Source organism: Amycolatopsis sp. cmx-4-54 (genome assembly GCF_046548895.1).
Lineage (GTDB): Bacteria > Actinomycetota > Actinomycetes > Mycobacteriales > Pseudonocardiaceae > Amycolatopsis.
In genome coordinates, this window is the sequence record NZ_JAEBEJ010000001.1 from 579,850 (window position 1) to 599,643 (window position 19,794).

The 19,794-nt window shown below is 68.6% G+C and carries 19 protein-coding genes; 7 read left to right on the forward strand and 12 right to left on the reverse strand.

Annotated elements, in window-relative coordinates:
- Positions 1-383 precede the first annotated feature (383 nt).
- Entirely contained in the window at positions 384-809 is a 426-nt protein-coding gene (locus tag ACLJQ7_RS02895; RefSeq protein ID WP_410646551.1) for a hypothetical protein, read from the reverse strand.
- Positions 810-1,235: 426 nt separating this feature from the next.
- Here ACLJQ7_RS02895 and ACLJQ7_RS02900 point away from each other — a divergent pair, with 426 nt between their 5' ends.
- Complete coding sequence (locus ACLJQ7_RS02900) at positions 1,236-1,670, forward strand: hypothetical protein (protein WP_410646552.1); 435 nt, start codon at positions 1,236-1,238, stop codon at positions 1,668-1,670.
- Entirely contained in the window at positions 1,667-2,215 is a 549-nt protein-coding gene (locus tag ACLJQ7_RS02905) for a hypothetical protein (RefSeq protein WP_410646553.1), read from the forward strand. Before ACLJQ7_RS02900 ends, ACLJQ7_RS02905 begins: the two co-directional genes overlap by 4 nt.
- A gap of 252 nt (positions 2,216-2,467) precedes the next feature.
- Here the strand turns inward: ACLJQ7_RS02905 and ACLJQ7_RS02910 are convergent, their stop codons facing one another.
- The 3 genes from ACLJQ7_RS02910 to ACLJQ7_RS02920 form a co-directional block, all read right to left on the reverse strand.
- Positions 2,468-2,692: a hypothetical protein gene (locus ACLJQ7_RS02910; protein WP_410646554.1), complete on the reverse strand. Its 225-nt coding sequence runs from the start codon at positions 2,690-2,692 to the stop codon at positions 2,468-2,470.
- Between the two features lie 254 nt (positions 2,693-2,946).
- Positions 2,947-3,219 (reverse strand): hypothetical protein, encoded by a 273-nt coding sequence (locus ACLJQ7_RS02915; RefSeq protein WP_410646555.1) that lies wholly within the window; start codon positions 3,217-3,219, stop codon positions 2,947-2,949.
- Positions 3,220-3,612: 393 nt separating this feature from the next.
- Positions 3,613-5,079: a hypothetical protein gene (locus ACLJQ7_RS02920; RefSeq protein WP_410646556.1), complete on the reverse strand. Its 1,467-nt coding sequence runs from the start codon at positions 5,077-5,079 to the stop codon at positions 3,613-3,615.
- Positions 5,080-5,281: 202 nt separating this feature from the next.
- Between ACLJQ7_RS02920 and ACLJQ7_RS02925 the strand changes: the two genes are divergently transcribed.
- Together ACLJQ7_RS02925 and ACLJQ7_RS02930 are read left to right on the forward strand one after the other, a co-directional pair.
- Positions 5,282-6,022, forward strand: coding sequence for an ABC transporter ATP-binding protein (locus tag ACLJQ7_RS02925; RefSeq protein WP_410646994.1), 741 nt, complete (start codon positions 5,282-5,284; stop codon positions 6,020-6,022).
- Positions 6,023-6,026: 4 nt separating this feature from the next.
- Positions 6,027-8,597: an FtsX-like permease family protein gene (locus ACLJQ7_RS02930; RefSeq protein ID WP_410646557.1), complete on the forward strand. Its 2,571-nt coding sequence runs from the start codon at positions 6,027-6,029 to the stop codon at positions 8,595-8,597.
- Between the two features lie 19 nt (positions 8,598-8,616).
- Here ACLJQ7_RS02930 and ACLJQ7_RS02935 read toward each other — a convergent pair whose 3' ends face one another.
- From ACLJQ7_RS02935 to ACLJQ7_RS02950, 4 genes are all read right to left on the reverse strand, one after another.
- Positions 8,617-9,966, reverse strand: coding sequence for a DUF2252 domain-containing protein (locus ACLJQ7_RS02935; RefSeq protein ID WP_410646558.1), 1,350 nt, complete (start codon positions 9,964-9,966; stop codon positions 8,617-8,619).
- Positions 9,967-10,017: 51 nt separating this feature from the next.
- A complete protein-coding gene (locus tag ACLJQ7_RS02940) occupies positions 10,018-10,785 on the reverse strand; it encodes a DUF1206 domain-containing protein (protein ID WP_410646559.1) in 768 nt (255 codons plus the stop codon).
- A gap of 64 nt (positions 10,786-10,849) precedes the next feature.
- Positions 10,850-12,433, reverse strand: coding sequence for a hypothetical protein (locus ACLJQ7_RS02945; RefSeq protein ID WP_410646560.1), 1,584 nt, complete (start codon positions 12,431-12,433; stop codon positions 10,850-10,852).
- On the reverse strand, positions 12,418-13,191 hold the full coding sequence (locus ACLJQ7_RS02950) for an ABC transporter ATP-binding protein (protein WP_410646561.1): 774 nt from the start codon (positions 13,189-13,191) through the stop codon (positions 12,418-12,420). The genes ACLJQ7_RS02945 and ACLJQ7_RS02950 overlap by 16 nt, the downstream gene beginning before the upstream one ends.
- A gap of 119 nt (positions 13,192-13,310) precedes the next feature.
- On the opposite strand from ACLJQ7_RS02950, the gene ACLJQ7_RS02955 reads away from it, so the two are divergent.
- The 3 genes from ACLJQ7_RS02955 to ACLJQ7_RS02965 are packed head-to-tail and all read left to right on the forward strand — an operon-like array spanning position 13,311 to position 15,626.
- Positions 13,311-14,561: a sensor histidine kinase gene (locus ACLJQ7_RS02955; RefSeq protein WP_410646563.1), complete on the forward strand. Its 1,251-nt coding sequence runs from the start codon at positions 13,311-13,313 to the stop codon at positions 14,559-14,561.
- Positions 14,558-15,208, forward strand: coding sequence for a response regulator (locus tag ACLJQ7_RS02960; RefSeq protein WP_410646564.1), 651 nt, complete (start codon positions 14,558-14,560; stop codon positions 15,206-15,208). The genes ACLJQ7_RS02955 and ACLJQ7_RS02960 overlap by 4 nt, the downstream gene beginning before the upstream one ends.
- Before the next feature lie 58 nt (positions 15,209-15,266).
- A complete protein-coding gene (locus ACLJQ7_RS02965) occupies positions 15,267-15,626 on the forward strand; it encodes an antibiotic biosynthesis monooxygenase (protein WP_410646565.1) in 360 nt (119 codons plus the stop codon).
- On the opposite strand, the gene ACLJQ7_RS02970 is transcribed toward ACLJQ7_RS02965, so the two are convergent.
- The 4 genes from ACLJQ7_RS02970 to ACLJQ7_RS02985 all read right to left on the reverse strand — a co-directional run bounded on the left by ACLJQ7_RS02970 (position 15,562) and on the right by ACLJQ7_RS02985 (position 19,780).
- A complete protein-coding gene (locus tag ACLJQ7_RS02970; protein WP_410646566.1) occupies positions 15,562-16,929 on the reverse strand; it encodes a DJ-1/PfpI family protein in 1,368 nt (455 codons plus the stop codon). The two genes, ACLJQ7_RS02965 and ACLJQ7_RS02970, sit on opposite strands and share 65 nt — an antisense overlap.
- Before the next feature lie 2 nt (positions 16,930-16,931).
- Positions 16,932-17,330: a hypothetical protein gene (locus ACLJQ7_RS02975; protein ID WP_410646567.1), complete on the reverse strand. Its 399-nt coding sequence runs from the start codon at positions 17,328-17,330 to the stop codon at positions 16,932-16,934.
- Positions 17,331-18,038: 708 nt separating this feature from the next.
- Positions 18,039-18,680 carry a response regulator gene (locus ACLJQ7_RS02980; protein WP_410646568.1) on the reverse strand — a complete coding sequence of 214 codons (642 nt, stop codon included), beginning with the start codon at positions 18,678-18,680 and terminating at the stop codon, positions 18,039-18,041.
- The gene (locus tag ACLJQ7_RS02985) at positions 18,677-19,780 is read right to left on the reverse strand and encodes a sensor histidine kinase (protein ID WP_410646569.1); all 1,104 of its coding nucleotides are present in this window, start codon (positions 19,778-19,780) and stop codon (positions 18,677-18,679) included. Before ACLJQ7_RS02985 ends, ACLJQ7_RS02980 begins: the two co-directional genes overlap by 4 nt.
- Between the last annotated feature and the right edge of the window lie 14 nt (positions 19,781-19,794).

Consider the following 19,794-nt stretch of genomic DNA (forward strand, 5'->3'; position numbering starts at 1 on the left):
CTCGCCGGTGGCTTCCGAGTTGAGTGCAGAGGGCCTGGCGGAGCAGCGCGGGTAGGGCGTCGCTGTGGTCGCGGGTGACGCGCCAGAGCGCGTGGGCGACCAGCCACGCGTTCCCACGCGTGGCTGGTCGCGGCGAGACGATCTAGCAGGAAGCCCGCTGGCGGTGGAGGAGCGGGCCGCTGTCGGCGACTGCGCATCGGCCTGAGTGAGAGGCTGGGCTGTTCTTCAGTAACCACGGCGGAGAACAGGGTGGGAATTTCGGCGACGCGCCAATGGACCCGGGCTGCGAGGACGCTGCCTTTGCCGTGGTCGGTGTGCGCGCGTCGTTTGAGGACGGATCGTTAGTGGATGACGAGCCTAAGCCAGGACTGACGGTTCAGCGTTCACCGACGTTCGATTCGTGCCAACAGCGCCCGGAACGACGGGTCGTTGCCCCCTGCGGCTTCCAGCCGGTCATACAAGGCAGCTTCCAGCCAGCCTTGGTCCACGCCCATGACCAGCACGCGCGCCATGAAAGCGGTCTCGAGTTCGGCCTGTGTGCACACGCCGATGGCGACGAGGTGATGTGCCAGCTTCGCATATGGATCAGTAGTCGAACCCGTTGTCGTGATCTGCTGGTGGGACAGCTCCATCAAGGTCGATGCCAGCAGTTGTCCGCGCCCAGTCGTCACGAGCCCACGGTTCACCATCTGATCGGCGATCTCGATTGCTGCGGTGGCGTCGCCGCCGGGCGCTGCGGCGACAACCAGTGCCGCCTCCAGCTGAGTGCCCGCCCGCATCCTGTCGTGATCGGGGCCGGGAAGCTCCACTGTCTACCTCCAGGGACTGGCTGTTCTGACGAGTAGCCTCGCATCATGTGGGCGCGCGCGGTCACGGGGGCACTGCGGGATGCCCTGCCGCCGGCCGAGAACATCGGGTGTGACGACTTCGCCGATTGGCCGCCGGTGTCACTGACCGCCGCCGGGTCGGCGGGATTAGATGACGTGCGGAACGCCGCCGTTGGCGATGGCGTCCTGTGGCAGGCCTTCGCGTAGGAAGCGCATGTCGTCGAGGTGCTGGTCGAACAGGACGGTGACGATGCCGTAGCGGGCTTTAAGCTCGGCGGCCGCGGCTGATCGTTATCTGCGGTGTGGAACGAACTCGCCTTGCCCGGCGACTATCCACACAGCCCGCGTCGCTTACCTACAGGAACGGCAGGGTTGCTATGACCGTCCCGGCGCGGCAAAGGAGCATCGGTGAATCTGTCCACGTTGAACAACGACCAGGTCCACGCGGTCGCCGCCCATCTCGCGGTGGCCGAAGCGATCGTCCGAACCCGGCGTCCTGCCGAGGTGATCTCCGAAGCTCGTCGTTACCGGCTGCGTCTTGACGGGAAACTCGCGCAGGTGACCGCGCGCCGGACAGGGGAGTGGCAGGTCTCCGACGCCACCCGGCCGCTGCTGGACGACACCCAGGTCCTGGTGCTGGTGGACTTCATCCCAGAGCAGCCGGAGTTCTACGTGATCCCCGCGGAGCGGTTCCGTGCGGACGTCGAGCGGCGCTATGCGGCGTTCATGAACCGGGTCGGCACACGGCCCCGTAATCCGGACAGCAAGCACCACAGCGTGCACACCGCCGACGTTGAGCAGTGGCGCGGCAGGTGGGCAGTCATAGCCGGGGAGGGAACGTGAGCGAGCCGGCCACGCAGGCCGTGGATGCCGACGAGTCCGAGGAGGACTACCGGGACAAGTCCCCGTCGGCAGGGCGGATGGGGAAGGCTGTGGAGTACCTGGTGGCGTCGGCGTGCATTCTCGCGTCCCGCGGTGAGCTGAATGCGGCCACATCGCTGGTGGACGATGAAGGCGTCGATTTGGTGTTCAACCGGCGCGGCAGCTCTGCCACGCTGGCTGTGCAGGTCAAGTCCCGGATGTCGGACAGCAAACGGGTCCTGGCAGGGGCTTTCGTGGCGTTCGTCCGCTCGCAGACGTTCCGGCCGCGTCCCGATCTGGACCTGCTGTTCGTCGCGGTGGACGTCACCGAGGCGCGCTTGATGACGGCGTGGCTGGTGTTGAGTGAGGACTTCGCCGCGCAGGCCGGCGCGCCGAACAGCCGGGGACGCCTGCGGTTCAACGCCTCGCTCAAGCCGGGCTCGCGCGACCGGTGGCACCGGTATCGGCTCAAGCCCGCTGAACTCGCTCCGCGGGTGCTGGAGCGCCTGGCCGAGCTCGGCGGCTGAAGCGGCGGGATTGTCGGTGCTGAATGCGATGATCCTGCGCGCCCGAGATTGGCTTGGGCTGGGTGGGTACCCGGCTGGGTGGTGGTGCTGAACCAGCACCACCACTCAGCGCTCGAGTCGTCGGGCCTCCGTGCTGCCGTCTCCTCATGTGCCAGTGAAATGGTTCCATTGAAGAAGTCGACTCGGGTGCGTTCCTTCTGCCACCCCTGCCGGCTTATCTCGCTCGCAGGGGCAGGCTAGGACCCACCGTGCTCAGTGGCCGGCGTTCTCCTGCGGTTCCTCTCCGTGGGCGATCGTCACGCGCCCGACCTTGATGGACAGCCTGGGGGACAGCAGTCGCACGATGTCCAGGGCGGTCTTGCGGCGGGTGGGGGCTTGGCCTTTGAGAGCGATCACGACGGCGTAGGCGACAAGCGCCGTGCGGATCACAAACGATACTGCGATCAAGGCGATAAGGTTGATGTGGGCATGCGACACGACCCCTTCAAATGAGGTTGACGTGTCGGGTGCCTCAGATCCGACGTGGCGAGCGGTCTCGCCTCAGGCCTGCGTTGTGTCCCCAGGATATCAAGCGCTCGTTCATCGGCCCGAGCATGGTTCGCCAGAAGGTCACGATGGCACCACGATGCCAAGTCGGGGAGAGACATATGCGCATCGGGGCGGAAGAAGGTGACGTGCGCAGTCAGGGGTCGTCGGCATGGGCGTGAAGATATCGAGTACAGGTGCCCGATCTATGTCTGCAACGGCCGTTGCAGTATTCCGCCGATTCGGCGCCGGGTTAGGGGCAGTGACAGGCGAGTCCGGCCGCGAAGATCAGCGGGGGCGAGGGCGACCAGCATGGTCGGCAGGGAGATCAGCAGAGGCAGGCTGCCGACGAGTTCGAGGTCGACTGCGAGCAGCAGCATGATCGTCGGGATCAGCAACTCATCGCCGGCGACGCCCATGATCGCGACGACGCCGCCGATGCCGAATCCGGCGGGGACCCCCGCCGACGATGCGGACACCGACAGACACATTCCGAACCTGAATCGTTCAAGTAATCGTGATCGAAACCAATGCCACCTTCGATTGTGGCCTTCATCATTGCCACTTACCGTTTAAGCACTGGCAAAAGCAGGGCGCCGGTCACGCAGGGGTAGGCCACCAGGCGCTGAACTCGCTGGGCCGGTGCGAGATCCTGTTCGCGCGTGGTCGTGGCCGCTCGCGGCTCCAGCAGTAGTCCGAAGTGTATAACACCCTTCACCCTCCATCTTGGGTCGAGCTTCTTGAACCACGAAGCAGGTGTAAGTGTCCGTCACGCAGCCATCCGGCGCGTTCCCCTCGACGATCCTGCCCTCAGCCGTCGGCGGTCATAGGAACGAGGGAGCGTCACTCCTCGGGGTGACGCTCCCTACAGTTCACGCCTGGAAACCCGACGCCCCGCTGAGCGCGCGGTCAAGAATGTCGGCGGCCTGAGGATTCGCTGTGCCAGCGTCTACATAGTGCGTACGCGTGAAGTCACCGGTGGCGTGACCGAACTGATCGGCAAGATCGTCACCTCTGAACCCGCTCTCGTAGAGCACCGTTGACGCTGTCTTGCGGCCGACATGGCTCTTGAAGTCCGGGACGCCGATCCGCCTCCGCATCGTGTACAGCGCATTTCCGACATCCTTGGACGTGCGCCAGGCGCCCGTGAGGGGGTGGGGGAACACAGGCGCATCTTCGGCGACGTCAGCCGACTTGCGCAGCTCCAGTTCAAACTGGAGGAACTGCGGGATCGCGACGATCCGGTTCGAACGCTTCGTCTTCACTGGGGTGCGCTGGGTTCCCAACCCGACTGGTTCAGTGATCGTCGCGTTGATCCACAGGTGCTTTGGTGGGATCTTACGTGTCTCCTCTCGGGGTGTGCCAGCGAACACAGTTCGTGTGATCGGTTCATCACTGAGGTTGATGTATTGCCACGAGAGAGCCATCGTCTCGCCAAGCCTGGTTCCTAGACCAAATAGCGCCCGGGTGATGGTGGGCAGGTCAGCGTCACGAGCTAGCTTGTCGCCGTCGATCTTCGCGAACAGCGAGGGAACCGCTGCTACGGTGACCGCTTTTGCTGCGTTCTGTGGTCCCCCCACGATTCGACGCATCGACTTGACCGGGTTGTGGGTCAGTATGCCGGCCTCAACACCGATCTGAAGCAGGCCGCGGGTGACCTCACGAACGACGCGCCGTGTCGTGGGCGCCAGCTTCTTGGGCTGGACTTGCTGTTGCCTCTCCTGTGGCTTGAGGTGCTGCTTACTCCTCAACCCAGCCTCGAACTGCTGCAGGCGACTGACAGTGCACTCGGTGAAGAGGAGCTGCCCTATCCCCGGAATGATGTGTGTCTTCAGCGTGACGACGTACCGGTCCACTGTGGTCGGAGCGCATTCCTCACGAATGCGCTCAAGGAAAGCAGGTATAGCCTCGATCACGCGTGAGGATACGGTCAAGGGCTTGCCAGGAGTGATTAGAGGCACAGGTGAAAGCAGTGAGAGCAGGTACCGATCGGCGCTGGTCACGGCTGTGTCAGCGAGGGCTGTAGGGCTTGCGCCTGCGTCAGCGACGACGGTGGGGGCTGTGGGGCTTGCGCCTGCGTCAGCGACGACGGTGATGGCTCGAGCTGCGTTCATCTCGGCGAAGCATGTGAGCAAGTTGTTGCTTGCGTCGGTGGCGCTGACGCCGGAGCGTTCGACTTGCCGGGTTTCGCCAGCGTGGTTGCGGTAGTTTGCCACGGCTCGCCATCGGGGGAGGCGGATCCCCCTGGCAAGCTTGGTCTTGGGAACCCATCGTCCATCAACGTTGCCATAGAGGCGAATTTCGCCGTGGGTACCGAGCGGGAGGGGCTTGCGTGCCATTCGTTATCTCCAAAGGCATGGGTTTCGCATGGATTGCCGTGTTGCCCCTCGGCTCGACCTGACTTGGCTGGGCGATCGCCCTGCCAGCCATGGGCCATGGTGGTGCCTGCGCTACCAGGAGTCTTCCCTCGTGCGGGGTCGATCCCGGTCCTCGTCAACCGTAGGTTGTGACGAGGCAGATCACCACCGGTAAGGGGAAATGATGAATTCAGGGGGCACACGCGCCTTGACGCTGGAATCCGTGAGCAAGGTCTACGGATCCGGCGACGGCGCGGTCACGGCCTTGAACGGGGTGACCGTCGAGGTGCGCAAGGGCTCGTTCACCGCGGTGATGGGACCGTCGGGATCGGGCAAGAGCACCTTCCTGCACTGTGCGGCAGGGCTGGACAAGCCGAGTTCCGGCCGGGTGCTGCTGGGGGACACGGAGCTGAACAGGCTGCGTGAGAAAGCGCTCACCGAACTGCGGCGGACCCGGATCGGGTTCATCTTCCAGGCCTACAACCTGTTGCCGTCGTTGAACGTGCTGCAGAACATCACGCTGCCGATGCGGCTGGCCGGGAAGAAGCTGGATCCGCAGTGGCTGCGCGAGATCGTCGAGGGAGTCGGGATCGCGAAGCGGCTCGAACACCGCCCGTCGGAACTCTCCGGCGGCCAGCAGCAGCGGGTCGCGATCGCCCGCGCGCTGATCACCCGGCCCGAGGTCGTCCTCGCCGACGAACCGACCGGGGCACTGGACACGCGCACCGCGCGTCAGGTCCTCGATCTGCTTCGCTCCATTGTGGACGGTATGGGCCAGACCGTGTTGATGGTCACGCACGATCCGGTCGCGGCTTCGGCCGCGCACGGCGTGCTGTTCCTCGCCGACGGCAAGCTGGCGGGCCATCTCCCGGAGCCGACTCCGGACCGGGTCGCCGAGCGCATGACCCACCTCGGGGAGTGGTGACGTCATGTGGGATTTGGCATGGCAGACGACGAAGACGCGTTTGAGCGGTTTCATCGGCGCGTTCGTCGCGATCCTCTGCGGGACGGCGCTGGTCGCCGGTTGCGGCATCCTCATGGAATCCGGTCTGCGCGCGGGTGTCCCGACACAGCGGTACGCGGACGCGGCGGTCGTCGTCGGCGGTCCGCAGACGGTCGACCCGCCCGGTGCCGGTCCGCTCGAGACCCAGCAGGTCGCCGAGCAGGCTTCGGTGCCGGTAGCCCTCACCGGGGCGATCTCCGCGGTGCTGGGGGTCCGCGGCGCGGTGGCGGAGCAGAGCTTCCCCGCCACCGTGGTGACGGCCGACGGCCGGGTGCTGAACGGGCCTGAAGGCGGCCAGTCCTTGGGCCACAACTGGGACGCCGCCGCGCTGGCGCCGTTCTCGCTGCGTGACGGCCAGGCGCCCGCGGGTGCCGACGAGGTCGTCCTGGACGCGGACCTGGCGTCGCGGAGCGGGGTGTCGGTCGGTCAGCGGGTGCAGGTCGCCGTCCGCTCGGCGCCGGTGGAGTTCCGGGTTTCCGGTATCGCCGCGCCGAAGTCGGGTGACGGCCTCACCCGGCAATCCGCCCTGTTCTTCTCGCCGGAGAAAGCCGCCGAACTCGCCGGGACACCCGGCCAGGCGCACGCGATCGGTGTGCTGGCGGACCCGGGTGTCACGCCGGGCGACCTCGCCGACCGGATCCGTGCCGCGGTCGGCACCGACAAGGTGACGGTGACGACCGGCGTCGAGCGCAGCACGGTCGAGTTCCTCGACGTCAGCCAGACTCGGATGCTGCTGATGGCGCTGGCCGGCTCGTTCGGCGGCTTCGCGCTCCTCATCGCGGTGTTCGTCGTGGCCAGCACGCTGGCGCTGGTCATCAACCAGCGACGCCGGGAGTTCGCGCTGCTGCGGGCGATCGCGGCGACTCCCCAGCAGATCCGGAAGCTCATCGGCGCCGAGACGATGATCGTCGCGGTGGTCGCCGGGGTACTGGGCAGCGGCCTCGGTGTGGCCGTGGGATTCGGGCTGAGAAACGCGTTCGGGGCCATCGGCGTGATCCCGCCGGACTTCGAACTGGCACTCAGCCCGTTCCCGCTCGTCGCCGCGCTGGCGCTCGGTCTCGGCACGGCGCGCCTGGCCGCCTGGTCGGCGTCGCGGCGCCCGTCGTCGATCCGCCCGGTGGAGGCGCTCGGCGAGGCCGCGGTGGAGCGGCGCGAACTCGGCCGGGTGCGCGTCATCATCGGCTGCGCGCTGGTGGTGGCCGGTCTCGGCGGATCGATGGTCCCGATCTTCCTCAACGGCGACGCGGGGCTCGCGGCTTCGGGGAGTTCGTCACTGATCATCGTGATCGGGCTGGCCGTGCTCGGCCCGAAGGTGGTCGCGGTGATGACGCGGCTGATCGCGCCGGTGCTCAACCGGACGTCGCGGATCAGCGGCTACCTGGCCGCGGCGAACAACCAGGCCAACTCGCGCCGCCTCGCCGCCGCGGTCACGCCGGTGATGCTGGCGGTCTCGTTCGCGCTGACGATGTTCTACAGCCAGACCTCCGCGGCCGCCGCACGCCAGGAGGAGACCGTCGAGTCGACCACCGCGGACCACGTGCTCGCCAGTGGCACGGGCGGGCTCTCGCCGGAGGTCGCCGAGGCGGCGCGGCGGATCCCCGGCGTCGCCGCCGCGACCTCGGTCGTCCGCACCGAGGTGATCAACACGGTGCAGGAACAGGACAGCCTGCGCGTCGAGCGGTACGCGGCGCAAGGACTGGACGGCGCGCAGATCCGCGGAAACCTCGAACTGGGCGTCGTGTCGGGCAAGATCACCGACCTGACCGGGAACACCGTCGCGATGAGCGAATCGGAAGCCGGCTGGTACGAGAAGAAGATCGGCGACGAGGTCGAGTTCTACTTCGGTGACGGCGCCCCGGCCAAACTGCGGCTTGTCGCCACCTACACCCGCGACCAGGCTTTCGGCCGCTACGTGCTGCCCGCGGACCTCGCCAGGGCGCACACCGGCGATCGGCTGGACGACGAGGTGCTGGTGCGCCAGCAGCCCGACGCGGACGCCGCCACCGTGACCGCCGCGCTGAACGCTCTCGCGACCCGCTATCCGGGGCTGGCCGTGACACCGGGATCGGCGGTGGCCGCGCCCGCCGGCGGGCAGCAGCAGGCCCAGTTCTACGTGAACCTGGTCGCGGTCGGGGTGATCCTCGGCTACGTCGTGATCTCCGTGGCGAACACGCTGGTGATGAGCACGGCGCAGCGCTCCCGGGAGTTCGCGCTGCTGCGCCTGGTCGGCACGTCGAAACGCCAGGTGGTGCGGATGATGCGCTTCGAAGCGCTGACGACGGTCGGCGTCGCGGCGCTGCTGGGGACCGTGGTGGCGGGGGTTCCGCTGGTACTGCTGAACCTCGGCCTGCGTGGCACGCCGCTGCCGTCCGGCACGATCACCGTCTTCGGCGCGGTCGTCGCCGGGGCGATCCTGCTTGGCGTCCTGTCGCTCGGTCTGGCCACCCGCGTGGCGCTGCGGTCGAAGCCGATCGAGGCGATCGGCCTCCGCGAGTAGCGTGTTCCCCGTCGTTCGGTCAGCGCTGGGCGGCTGGCCGGACGGCGGGGATCTTCCCGCCGCGGAAGGCGTCCACGAACAACCGGTGATCGTCCCGTGACTGCTCGGCGTAGGCCATCCCGAATTCGGTCAGCGTGCGGACGAACTCCTCCTCGCGGTCGCCGATCACCGCGGCGATGGCCGCTTCGCTCTGGAAATCGACGAGGGTCTGGTCGGAGTCCGAATCGGACACACAGTGCATCTTCGCGGTGGCCCGGCCGAGGTAGTCGAGGACCGGCCCCATCTCCGACGGTTCGGTCAGATCCGACCAGTCCAGGTCGTCGACGTAAGGCGAGAGCTCCGAGACGACGAACCCGGTCCCGTCGATCTCCGTGTATCCCAGCCAGGGATCCGCGTGCGCCTGCAACGCGCGCTGGGAGACGGCGGTCCGGTGCCCCTCGTTGGTGAAGTAGCCGCGGATGCTCTCTTCGGACACGATGCGGCTCGGCGCCGCCACGTTGCCTTGTTTCATGGACAGGACGACGTCGTTCTCGAGTGCCTGGGTCCGGCCTTCGACGAGGATGTTGTACGCGGGCAGCCCGGCGGAGCCGATGCCGAATCCGGTCCGGCCGACGATGTCCTTGACCCGGTAGGTGATGCTGCCGAACCGCTTGTTCTCCGGAATGGTGTCCAAATAGGACTCGAAGGCCTTGGTCGCGATCTCGTGCTCGGGCCGCTCGAGCACCCGGATGCCGGGCCCGTGCCGGAACCTGCGGTCGTAATCCTCCACGGTGGTCAGTTCGTCGAGCAGGTCGATCCGGGTCTTGAGCCGGGCTCTCAGGAGGACCTGGTGCAGGACACCCTCGGTGCTGTCCAGTTGGAGGCGGACGAGTTCGTCGCCGGGCCGCTCGGCGTACTCGCGGACCTGTTTGACGTAGGCGCGCAGGTAGGTGCCGATCAGTGTCTCGATGTCGTCGTCCGAGATCGCCTTGCTCCACGCCAGCAGCGCGACACTGGCGGCCAGCCGTTTGAGGTCCCAGGTGAAGCAGCCGAGGTACGCCTCGTCGAAGTCGTTGACGTCGAACACCAGGGTCCCGGACGAATCCATGTAGCTGCCGAAGTTCTCGGCGTGCAGGTCTCCCTGGATCCACACGCGACTGGTCTCGGCGTTCGCCCACGGGTCGTCCTCGTGCGCCATGTCCGCGTAGAACAGGCACGCCGAGCCCCGGTAGAAGGCGAACGGGGCGGCGGCCATCTTGCGGAACTTGCGGCGGAACGCGTCGGCGTCCGCGCGCATGAGGTCCTCGAAGGCGTCCACCAGCACTTCGACGATCCGCGTCTGACGTTCGTCCTCGCCCCGCTCGCGGATCAACCCGACCACACCTGTCATCACGACCTCCCGACGTCGTTCACGGTGCCACAGGTCGGTTCGCCGGGCAGATCAGATCTTCCGGAAACGCGCGTCCAGCATCGCGAAGGCGCCGAAAGCGGCGATCCCGGCCGCGAGCACGAGAAGCATCGGGCCGCCGTAAGGCTGAGCGACGAGCGTCTTCAGGGCGGCGTCGAGCCCGCTCGCCTTGGCGGGATCGAAGGTGACCGCGGCGATGACCGTCAGCACGCCGATGGTGCCGTACGCGGCGGAGAGCGCGATCCAGCCGATCTGCCCGAGCCGGATCGTCGTGGTCCGGGTCGGGCGCGATGCGCCGCCGAAGTCGAGTTCGCGCACGAAGGTCTTCCGGAAGCCGCGCTGGGCGAGGAACACCGCCACCGCGACGACACCGATCCCGACAACCGTCACCAGAACCTGGCCGTAGGACTCCGCGAGGATGTCGGCGACCATGGAGCCCTGGCCGTCGTCCGCGCCCGAGATCGCGATCTTCACCGCGCTGTAGGACACGAGGCCGTACAACACGACCTCGATCCCGCTGACGATCCTGCGTACCGTCCGCCTTCGCGCCTTCACCTGCCGGTGGCCCGCGATCGCCTCGCTGAGCTGCCACAACGCCAGCACGGCGAGTCCGGCCGCGATCAGCCACAGCAGCCACGCGCCCCCTTCGGCGACCACCACCTGCAGTGCGCCCGCCTTGTCCGCCTTGGCCGTGTCGCCGAGAGCGACCTGCGCGGCGAGCCAGGCGACCAGCAGGTGCACGACCGCGTAGCAAACGAGCCCGCCTCGGGCGATCAGGTCGAATGTCTTGCTCTCGCGCATCGGGCGATCCTTGTCGAGCGGCCGCCCTTGCGCCAGGGCCGGTGGGAGCAATGTGCCCGATCCGTCAGGTTCGCCGGAGTTTCGCGAAGGTCTCGGGCAGCCGCGTCCCCAGCCTCCGGGTCGCGATGGCACCCCCGAGCCAGGCTCCTGCGACGGCGTTGACCAGCGCCACCGCGAGCGTCGCCGCCCCGAACCAGGCCGGGAGCGAATCACCCGCGAAGGTCAGCATCGCGGCCATCGCGGACGTCGGAGCGGTCGCCCACAGCTGGATCTGGAACGCCGCGAAGATCCCGGCCGTGTTCTCCCCGGCGTCCGTGGCGTTGACGCGCCGGTGTGGGTCGACGCCCGGTGTCGCGCCGAGCACCGACATCACCAGCGCGGTGCCGCAGCCGACGCCGAGCAGCGCGATCAGCACCGCGAGGATCGGCACGGCGTAGGTGAAGATCCCCGTCACGGCCATCATCGCCCCCGACAGGACGAGGGCGGGTAGTCCGAAGAGGACGGTGATGCCGATCTGGCGGCCGCGGATGTCGGCACGCACCGCCGCCGGGCTCTCGGCCACCACGAGCTGCCACAGCGCGGTGCCGTCCTGGCCGTAGAGGTTCGCGCCGCTGAGCGCCACCGTGAGCGCGACGGCGGCCCCGGCGAGCCCGGCGATCTCGGGTATTCCGGCGATCGCGCCGTAGACCGCGATGAACACCCCGAACCAGATCGCCGAGCGCACCTCCAGGCTCCGCCACGGATCCCGCCACCAGGTACGGAGTTCCTTGCCGACGACGGCGCCGAGCGGGCTCGCGGGGAGCAGCCGGGCGCGGGTGAGCACGCGGCTGCCGAGGGGACGGCGACGACGTCGTGCGGTGCGGGCGCCGACATGCGGGGTCAGCAGCGCGATCGCGGCCGTCGTCACCGCCGCCGTCGCACCGGCGAGCAGGGCGAGCGAGCCCAGCGCGGGCATCGGCCGTCCCGCCGCCATTTCACCGACGGCGCGCAGCGGAAGCCCGAACGGCGTCCACTCCAGCGCCGCCCGGGCGGGGACGGCGCCGAAACCGTCACGCAGGAACGCCGGGATCGACTCCAGTACCGGACGCACCACGGCCCAGCCCGCCGTCATCGACGACAGCAGCAGGCCGTACTGGACCGCGGCGAGCTCCACACCGAGGTGGGTGCGCATCGCGGCGCCCAGCAACGCGTAGACGGTCCGGGAGAGCGCCACCACGAACACGACCAGGAGCACCGCGCCCACAAGGGCCACGGCGACCGAGGCGATCGCGGTCCCGCCGGTCGCCGTGGCGAAGACGTACGGGATCAACGCCAGGGCCGCGATCGCGGTCACGGCACCACCGACTCCGGCGAACGCGGACGCCAGGAGTCCGGCGCCGAGCCCGCGCCGCGCGAGGGGCAAGAGGGTGAAGTACTCCGGGCGCAGCATCGCGGCGCCGCAGGTGAGGACGGGGCCGATCAGCCAGCCCGCCGTCCAGAAGGCCAGGACGAGCAGCAGCACGTCGGTGCGGGCGGCGGGTTCCGCGACGAACACGACCGCCCAGGTCGCCGCGGCGGCCAGGACTCCGGCGAGCAGGCCGAGCGCTCGTTTCCAGCTGTGCGTATGCCGCTGGATCGCGAGTTTCAGCCGGATCAGGTCGCCAACCACAGCAGGTCCTCCTCTCCGACCGAGCGCTCGCCGACGAGCCGCACGAAGACGTCTTCGAGCGTCGAATCGCCCCGGACCTCGGCCAGCGTGCCGCTCGCCACGACACTCCCGTCCGCGATGATCGCCACCCGATCGCACAGATCCTCGACCAGCGACATCACGTGTGACGAGAGGACGACCGAGCCGCCGGCCGCGACGAACCGCAGCAGCATCGCCCGCAGCACCCGCGCCGAAACCGGGTCGACGGCCTCGAACGGTTCGTCGAGCACGAGCACCCTCGGCGCGTGCAGCAGCGCCGTCGCCAGCCCGATCTTCTTCCGCATCCCCGTCGAGTACTCGATGACGAGCACCCCGCGATCTTCGGCCTCTTCGAGCTCGAGGATCCGCAGCAGCTCGGCCGCCCGCGACCGGACGACGGCGGCGTCCATGCCCCGGAGCAGCCCCCAGTAGGTCAGCAGTTCGGCGCCGGTCAGGCGTTCGGGCAGGGCGAGGCCGTCGGGCAGGACACCGAGCATTGTCTTCGCCCTGGCCGGTTCCGCCCAGACGTCGACCCCGTGGACCAGCGCGCTCCCCGAATCGGGGCGCAGCAGCCCGACGGCCATCGCCAGCGAGGTGGTCTTGCCCGCGCCGTTCGGACCGACCAGCCCGGTCAGCGACCCGGGCGGCACCGTGAGCCCCACGTGGTCGGCGGCGGTCTTCCCGGAAAACACCTTGGTCAGCCCGTCGAGTCGCAGTGCGGGCGCCGTTTCGCTCAGCATGGGCTCCACCATCGCCTCGGCGGTACGCGCGCCGCTTCGGTCGACGGGACCGACCCGATGGCCGGGTGGCCGGGAAAACGTGGCCACTTGTCCGGTCTGTCGGTATCTACACTGCGAGGATGGCCGTGACGGTGGACCGCTGGATGCTGCCCGGTGAGCTCGCCCGTGTCGACGAGCCGGGGGAGTGGTCCGGGACGCGCACGCCGCGCGACTGGGCGGTGGACGTGACGATGTTCGCGATCGCGGCCCTCGTCTGGTTCCTGGAGTTCCGGTATTTCGTCCTTCCCGACGTGCTCGGGCTGCCGCGCTGGGCACAGGTGGCCGACCCGGCCCTCGGCGGTGTGGTTTGCCTGGCGCTCTGGTGGCGACGGCGGTTCCCGGTGACGGGCGGTGTCCTGGCCGCGACAGCGGGGGCGCTCGCGAACACCGCGGCGGCGGCGATGATCCTGCTGCTGTTCTCCCTCGCCCTGCACCGGGGCTGGAAAGCGGCGGTGCCGATCACGTCGGTGGCGGTGCTGATCAGCGTCCCGTACATCCACGCGTACTTCCCCGGCGCGGCCACGCAACCTCTGCCCTGGCTGATCAGCCTGGTGCTCGGGGCCGCGCTCGTGGTGATGGCCGGGATCGGTGTGCGCGCCCGCCGTCAGGTCGTGCTGGCGTTGCGGATGCGCGCGGATGCCGAGCGGCGGGCGCACAGCCGTGAACTGGAGGAGAGCCGCCGGGCCGAACGCCAGCGGATCGCGCGCGAGATGCACGACGTCCTCGCACACCGGATCTCGCTGCTCGCGGTGCACGCCGGGGCGCTCGAATACCGCACGGCTCAGGCGGAACGCGGTGCCGCGCCGGAACCTTCGGCGGCCGAAGTCCGCGACGTCGTCGCAGTCGTGCGGTCCAACGCCAACCAGGCGCTGGACGAACTGCGCGAGGTGCTCGACCTGCTGCGTCAGCGGCCCGACGGCGAGGACGGCCGCGAGGCACCTCAGCCCACGGTGGCCCGGCTGCCCGCGCTGGTCGACGAAGCCCGTCTCAGCGGGCAGCAGGTGCGGGCCGAGTTCGCCGAAGGACTCGGGGAGTTGCGACCGCAGGTGCAGCGCACGATCTACCGCATTGTCCAAGAAGGACTGACGAACGCGCGGAAACACGCCCCCGGCGCTGCCGTCGATGTGCTGGTGAGCGGCTCCGCGACGGGCGAGGTGCTGGTGCAGGTGGCCAACGCCGCGCCGATCGGCGTCACCACGAGCGAGATCCCCGGCGCGGGCGCGGGACTGGTCGGGCTCGCCGAGCGGATCGCGTTGCACGGCGGTGAACTGAGCAGGGAGATCAGCGACGGGAAGTTCCGCGTACGGGCCCGGATACCGTGTGCGCCGTGATCAAGGTACTGGTGGTCGACGACGATCCTCTCGTCCGTGGCGGACTCGGGCTCATGCTGGGCGGAGCGGTCGACATCGAGGTCGTCGGTGAGGCCGCCGACGGTGCCGACGTCGCCGGCGCCGTGAACCGGCTGCGGCCGGATGTCGTGCTGATGGACGTCCGCATGCCGGTACTCGACGGGATCGCCGCCACCGCCGCGCTCTCCGGGCGACCGGGGGAGCACACAACCGCCGTGGTCATCCTGACGACCTTCGACGCCGACGAGACCGTGCTCGCCGCCTTACGGGCGGGCGCGGCGGGGTTCCTGCTGAAGCACACTCCGCCGGAGCAGATCGTCGAGGCGGTCCGGCGCGCGGCGGCCGGAGAACCGGTGCTGTCGCCGGAGGTGACCCGGACCGTGATCGCGATGGCGGCGCGGCGGGGTCCGGATCGCGGAACGGCGACGAACCGGATGGACCTGCTGACCGAGCGGGAACGTGACGTCGCGCACGCCGTCGCGGAGGGGCTGAGCAACGCGGAGATCGCCGAACGGCTGCATCTTTCCCGGTCGAGCATCAAGGCGACCGTTTCCAGTGCGCTGACCCGGCTCGACCTGACCAACCGGATCCAGCTCGCGATCGTCGCCCACGAGGCGGGCCGGACTTGATCTCCAGTTAAGTGGAGGGTGAAGGCTGGTGTTCACCGAATCGCTTCAAGGAGTGAACATGGGCGAAGACAAGGGTTTCTACTCGATCATCGAGTACGCGGTCGACGGACCGGAGACCCAGGCGGCGTTGGTCGAGGCCTTCGCGGAGATCCAGAACCGCTGGGTCCGGTTCTACCCGGGCTACGTCTCGGCCCGCTTCCACGCGAGCGTGGACGGGATGAGGGTCGTCAACGTCGTCAGCTGGGCGAGCGAAGCGGACTACCGGCATTTCGAAGAGACCTCGGATACCGCGGGACGGCTCGCGGCCATCCAAGCCGCGCTCGACGGCCTGCGCGGCGAGGTCGAGTCGCTGGTCAGTGCGAATCCCCGCTACCGCGTCGTGCGGGAAACGGGCCCCGGCCCGCGAATCGCCGACTGACGGCGCGGATCCCGAAGGCCGCGAGCAGGCCGAGGGCGGCCAGCCCGAACGGCCGGAGTGTGACCGTCCACGGCCACGCCGCGCCGCCGAGCGCGAGGTGGGCGGGCCGGTACTCCAGCGTCCTCGTCGTCCATCGCGTGGTCGCGGCGTCCGTCGTGCGGGCCAGGTCTTCGAGTACGGCGTCGAACGGGAACCCCGGTTCGGCCTGCAGGTACACCGGTGAGAGCCCGGCGTATCGATCGGCGGCGTGACGCGCGGCCGCGTCGGTGCCGGGCACGATCAGCCGGTCGAGGTCGGTGGTCGGGGTGCCGCGCGGCGCGAAGGTCAGGCCATGCCGGGACCGGATCGGCGTGCCGTCGAGACCGACCGCCCGCGTTTCGACCGCGAGGGACTGGCCGTAGGTGTCGAACACCGCGGCCAGTTCCAGCTCGCGGATCCCGGTGGTCAGAAGGACTTCCAGCCTGGGCTTGTCCCACCGGAAGGCGGTGTTGAACCCGACCACGGTGTCCGCCGCTTCGAAGTTGTTCTGCTCCATCGGCGGGCTGGAACCGGGGGAGTAGTGGGGCCAGCCGACGGCTTCCGCCGCCTTCCGCGCGGTCTCGGTGCCTGCGAAGCGCTCGGTGAGCCGGAGCGCCCCGTCGATCCCGGAGAGGATGCCGGCCGTGGTCACGATGTTCCCGTCGTCGACGTAGCGCGTGCCGCGAATCCAATCCACGGCGGGAAATTCGTCGTCGAAGCCGTCGATGCGGATCCAGTGCGCGGTGGCCTTCCGCCCGTCGAGGAGGCCGGCCGTGACGAGCACGCCCGATCCGTTGCAGACGCTCATGAGCAGCGAGCCCCGCGCGGACTGCCGGTTCAGCCACTCGGTCACCGGCCGTGTGGTCGGCTCGCCGAGATCCGGCAGCGCGGGCACCACCACGACGTCCGGTGCGGCGGACGAGAGCAGCCTGTCGAGATCGGCGAAATCCAGGTCGGGGATCAGGTCGAGGCCACCGGTCAAGGTGACCGGCCGAGCTTGCGGCGCAACGGTGTAGACGTTGAAAGCGCCGGACACCGCCAATACCTCGTAGGGTGCGAGCGCGTCGGAGACGACGGCGCCCTCGTTGCCCACGACGACCACCGCGGTGGGTTTCGCGGAATCGTGCGGCCGGTGGGCGGGGCGCGCCGCGGTCCCGTCGGTTCTCAGCGTGTAGCGGTTTTCGAAGCTGGCGCTGAGCGTGACCGCGCCGAGTGTGACCGGCAGAGCCAGCGCGGCGACGGTGAACGCCAGCACGGTCAGCGCGACACGGAGGAAAGATCGCATGGTCAGTGCCCGTACTCGGCGCGGCGGCGAAGCATGGCGGCGAGCATCGCGGGCACCATCAGCACATGCCCGGCCGTCATCAACGTCGATCCCGAGATCAGGCCGGTCCAGAAGAACGGCAGGAACAGCAGATAGGGCACGTACATCGCGGCCGACATCTCGGCGATCGAAGCCCAGCCGTGGCGCCGGATCCGCATCCACAGCGCCATGCCGATCGACATGTTCGTCGCCATCACGAGCGCGTTCGCGGTCACGTTCCCGGGAAGGTCCGGCCACAGAAGCGACCAGACCGGCTCCAGGACGACCATCCCGGCCACCATCGCGATCAGCATCTCCACGGCGTGGCGGATGAAGTGCAGAACGGCCTGTTTACGGGTCTTCGGTTCGGTCGTGTGCTTCATTTCCAGCTCCCTCGGTCGGTGCGACGGGAGCAATGTTCGGCCGCGGCGGGTCACGGAAGCAGGTGCCGGAAGTCATGTGCGAGGTCACTCGCGGCTTACGTGTGTCGTCCATCCAATCACGCGTGTCGTCCGTCTGATCACACGTGCCGTCCATCCAGTCACGCGAAACGGTCGCAAACGTGTCGTGGTGCGAGTCCTGTCGCACAGGCAGGTCGCCGTGGCGCAAGCCGATGACGATTGTCCACAAGGACCATAGGCCCCTTAGGCGTGTCCGATTGGGCGCTTTGGGCGGGGGTCGTAAGAGGTAATGGTCGTTCTATTGATCCGTAAGGCAAACGTGTCGGGTCTCGAAAGCCGTCGGAGCGGCCCGGACGTCATAAGGCCTGATGCGGCCAGCTCTGTCCACAAGGAATCGAAGTTCGGCATTGGCGCCCGATTTGCTACTTTGCGTATTCGGGCGCCGGGGTCGTGAGTGGTAAAGGTCGTTCTAACGACCATTACCACTCACGACCCCCGCACGAAGCGCCCAAACCGGATACGCGGAGAAGCTTCAGAGTCCTTTATGGACAATCGGTGTCGTGACCGTTTCGCGCTGTGAAACCCTGCCTTGACAGTCGACGGGAGCAGCCTGTGCGACAGCGCTGGCACCACGACACATTTGCCCTACCTCTCAATAACCCTCTTTTTCACTCACGACCGACCCGCCGCTCAGCACAGGCCGAGTTCCTTCGCGCGCAGGGCGGCCTGGGTGCGATCCCGCACCTGGAGCTTGGACAGGACACTCGTCACGAGGTTCTTCACGGTGCCCTCGGCGAGGAACAGCGTCTTGGCGATCTCGCGGTTGCTGCGGCCGCCTGCCAGGAGCCGGACGACCTCCAGTTCACGCTCCGAAAGCGGCGTCGCCAACGGCCGGGGTGCCTCGGCGGGCAACCGCGCCACGTGCGCGACGAGTTTCGCCGCGACCGACGGTTGCAGCACCGATTCGCCCCGTTGGGCGGCGACCAGCGCTTCGACCAGCCGCGTCGACGAGACGTCCTTGAGCAGATAGCCGACGGCGCCCGCGCGCAACGCGGCGAACACGTCCTCGTCGTCGTCGAACGTGGTCAGCGCCAGGACGCGCACGTCCGGCTGTTCGGCTCGAAGCCGCGCGGTGGCCGCGATACCGTCCAGCACCGGCATCCGCAGATCCATCAACGCGACGTCGGGACGGAGTTCGGCGCAGCGCCGGACGGCCTCCTCGCCGTTCGCGGCCTCACCGACGACCTCGATCTCCGGCTGGACTTCCAGCAGGGTCGCCAACGCTTCGCGGAACAACGCCTGGTCGTCGACGATCAGCACCCGGACGCTCATCCCGGCACCTCCACGGTGAGCGTCGAGCCGCGCCCTTCTTCGGAGCCGACCGAGACACTGCCGCCGAGCCCGGCGACCCGCTCGCGCAGTCCCACGAGACCGAAACCCTTGTCCGGTGGGGGATCTCCGGTGAATCCGAGACCGTCGTCGCGGACCTCGAGCCGGACTCGATCGGTGACGGCGTAGTCGAGCACCACGGTCGCGGCGGTGGCCCGCGCGTGCTTGCGCACGTTGGTCAGTCCCTCCTGGGCCGCCCGGAACAGCGACTCCTCCACGTCGGCGCGGGTGTCGCGTGCGGTGCCCTTGACCTCGAACCCGGTCGGCACGCCCGCTGCGGAAGTCTCTTCGGTCAGCGCCCGGACCGCGTCCGCGAGCGGTCCGGAACGCGGCTCTCGCAACGCCGACACCGACCGGCGGACCTCCGCCAGTGCCTCGCGCGACTGGTCCTGTGCCTTGGCGAGCATCCCGTCGGCCCGCTCCGTGTCGCCGGTGCCGATGACCGCGCGGGCGGCCTGCAACATCATCTGGACGACGGTGAGATGGTGACCGAGCCCGTCGTGGATGTCGCGCGCGACGCGGTTGCGTTCCTGGATCGTGGCGAGCTGTTCGGCCTGCGCGGCCTGGTCGCGAAGACGTTCGTGGGCCTCGGCCAGTTCCTCCCGTGCCCGCTTTTCCCGGACGACCAGCTCGGTCACCACGGCGGCGAAGACCATGACCGCCAGGGTCCCGAGCCCCTCGCGGAGCCCGTCCAGCGGCGCCATCGGCAAGTGGATCAACGGGATCAGCACGGCGACCCCGAACGCCACCGGCAGCGGCAGCAGCAACACGGTGTGGCAGACGAGGACCACGAGAAGCAGGACGGCCCCGATGGCGGCACCCGAAAGCGAGAACAGGGTGAAGCCGAGCGGTAACTGAACGCAGACATACGCGATCGCCCACGCGCGTCCGTGTTTCTGCACCCAGGGGAAGCCGGCGATCGCTATCGCCGCGTAGACCAGCCCGGCGAGGAGCGTCGGCAGCACGAGCGTCTCGTACTTGGCCGAGCCGAGGGGCAACGTCACGTATGCGACGAGCGTCAGCACGGCCAGGGCCCGGTTCACGGACACACAATGCC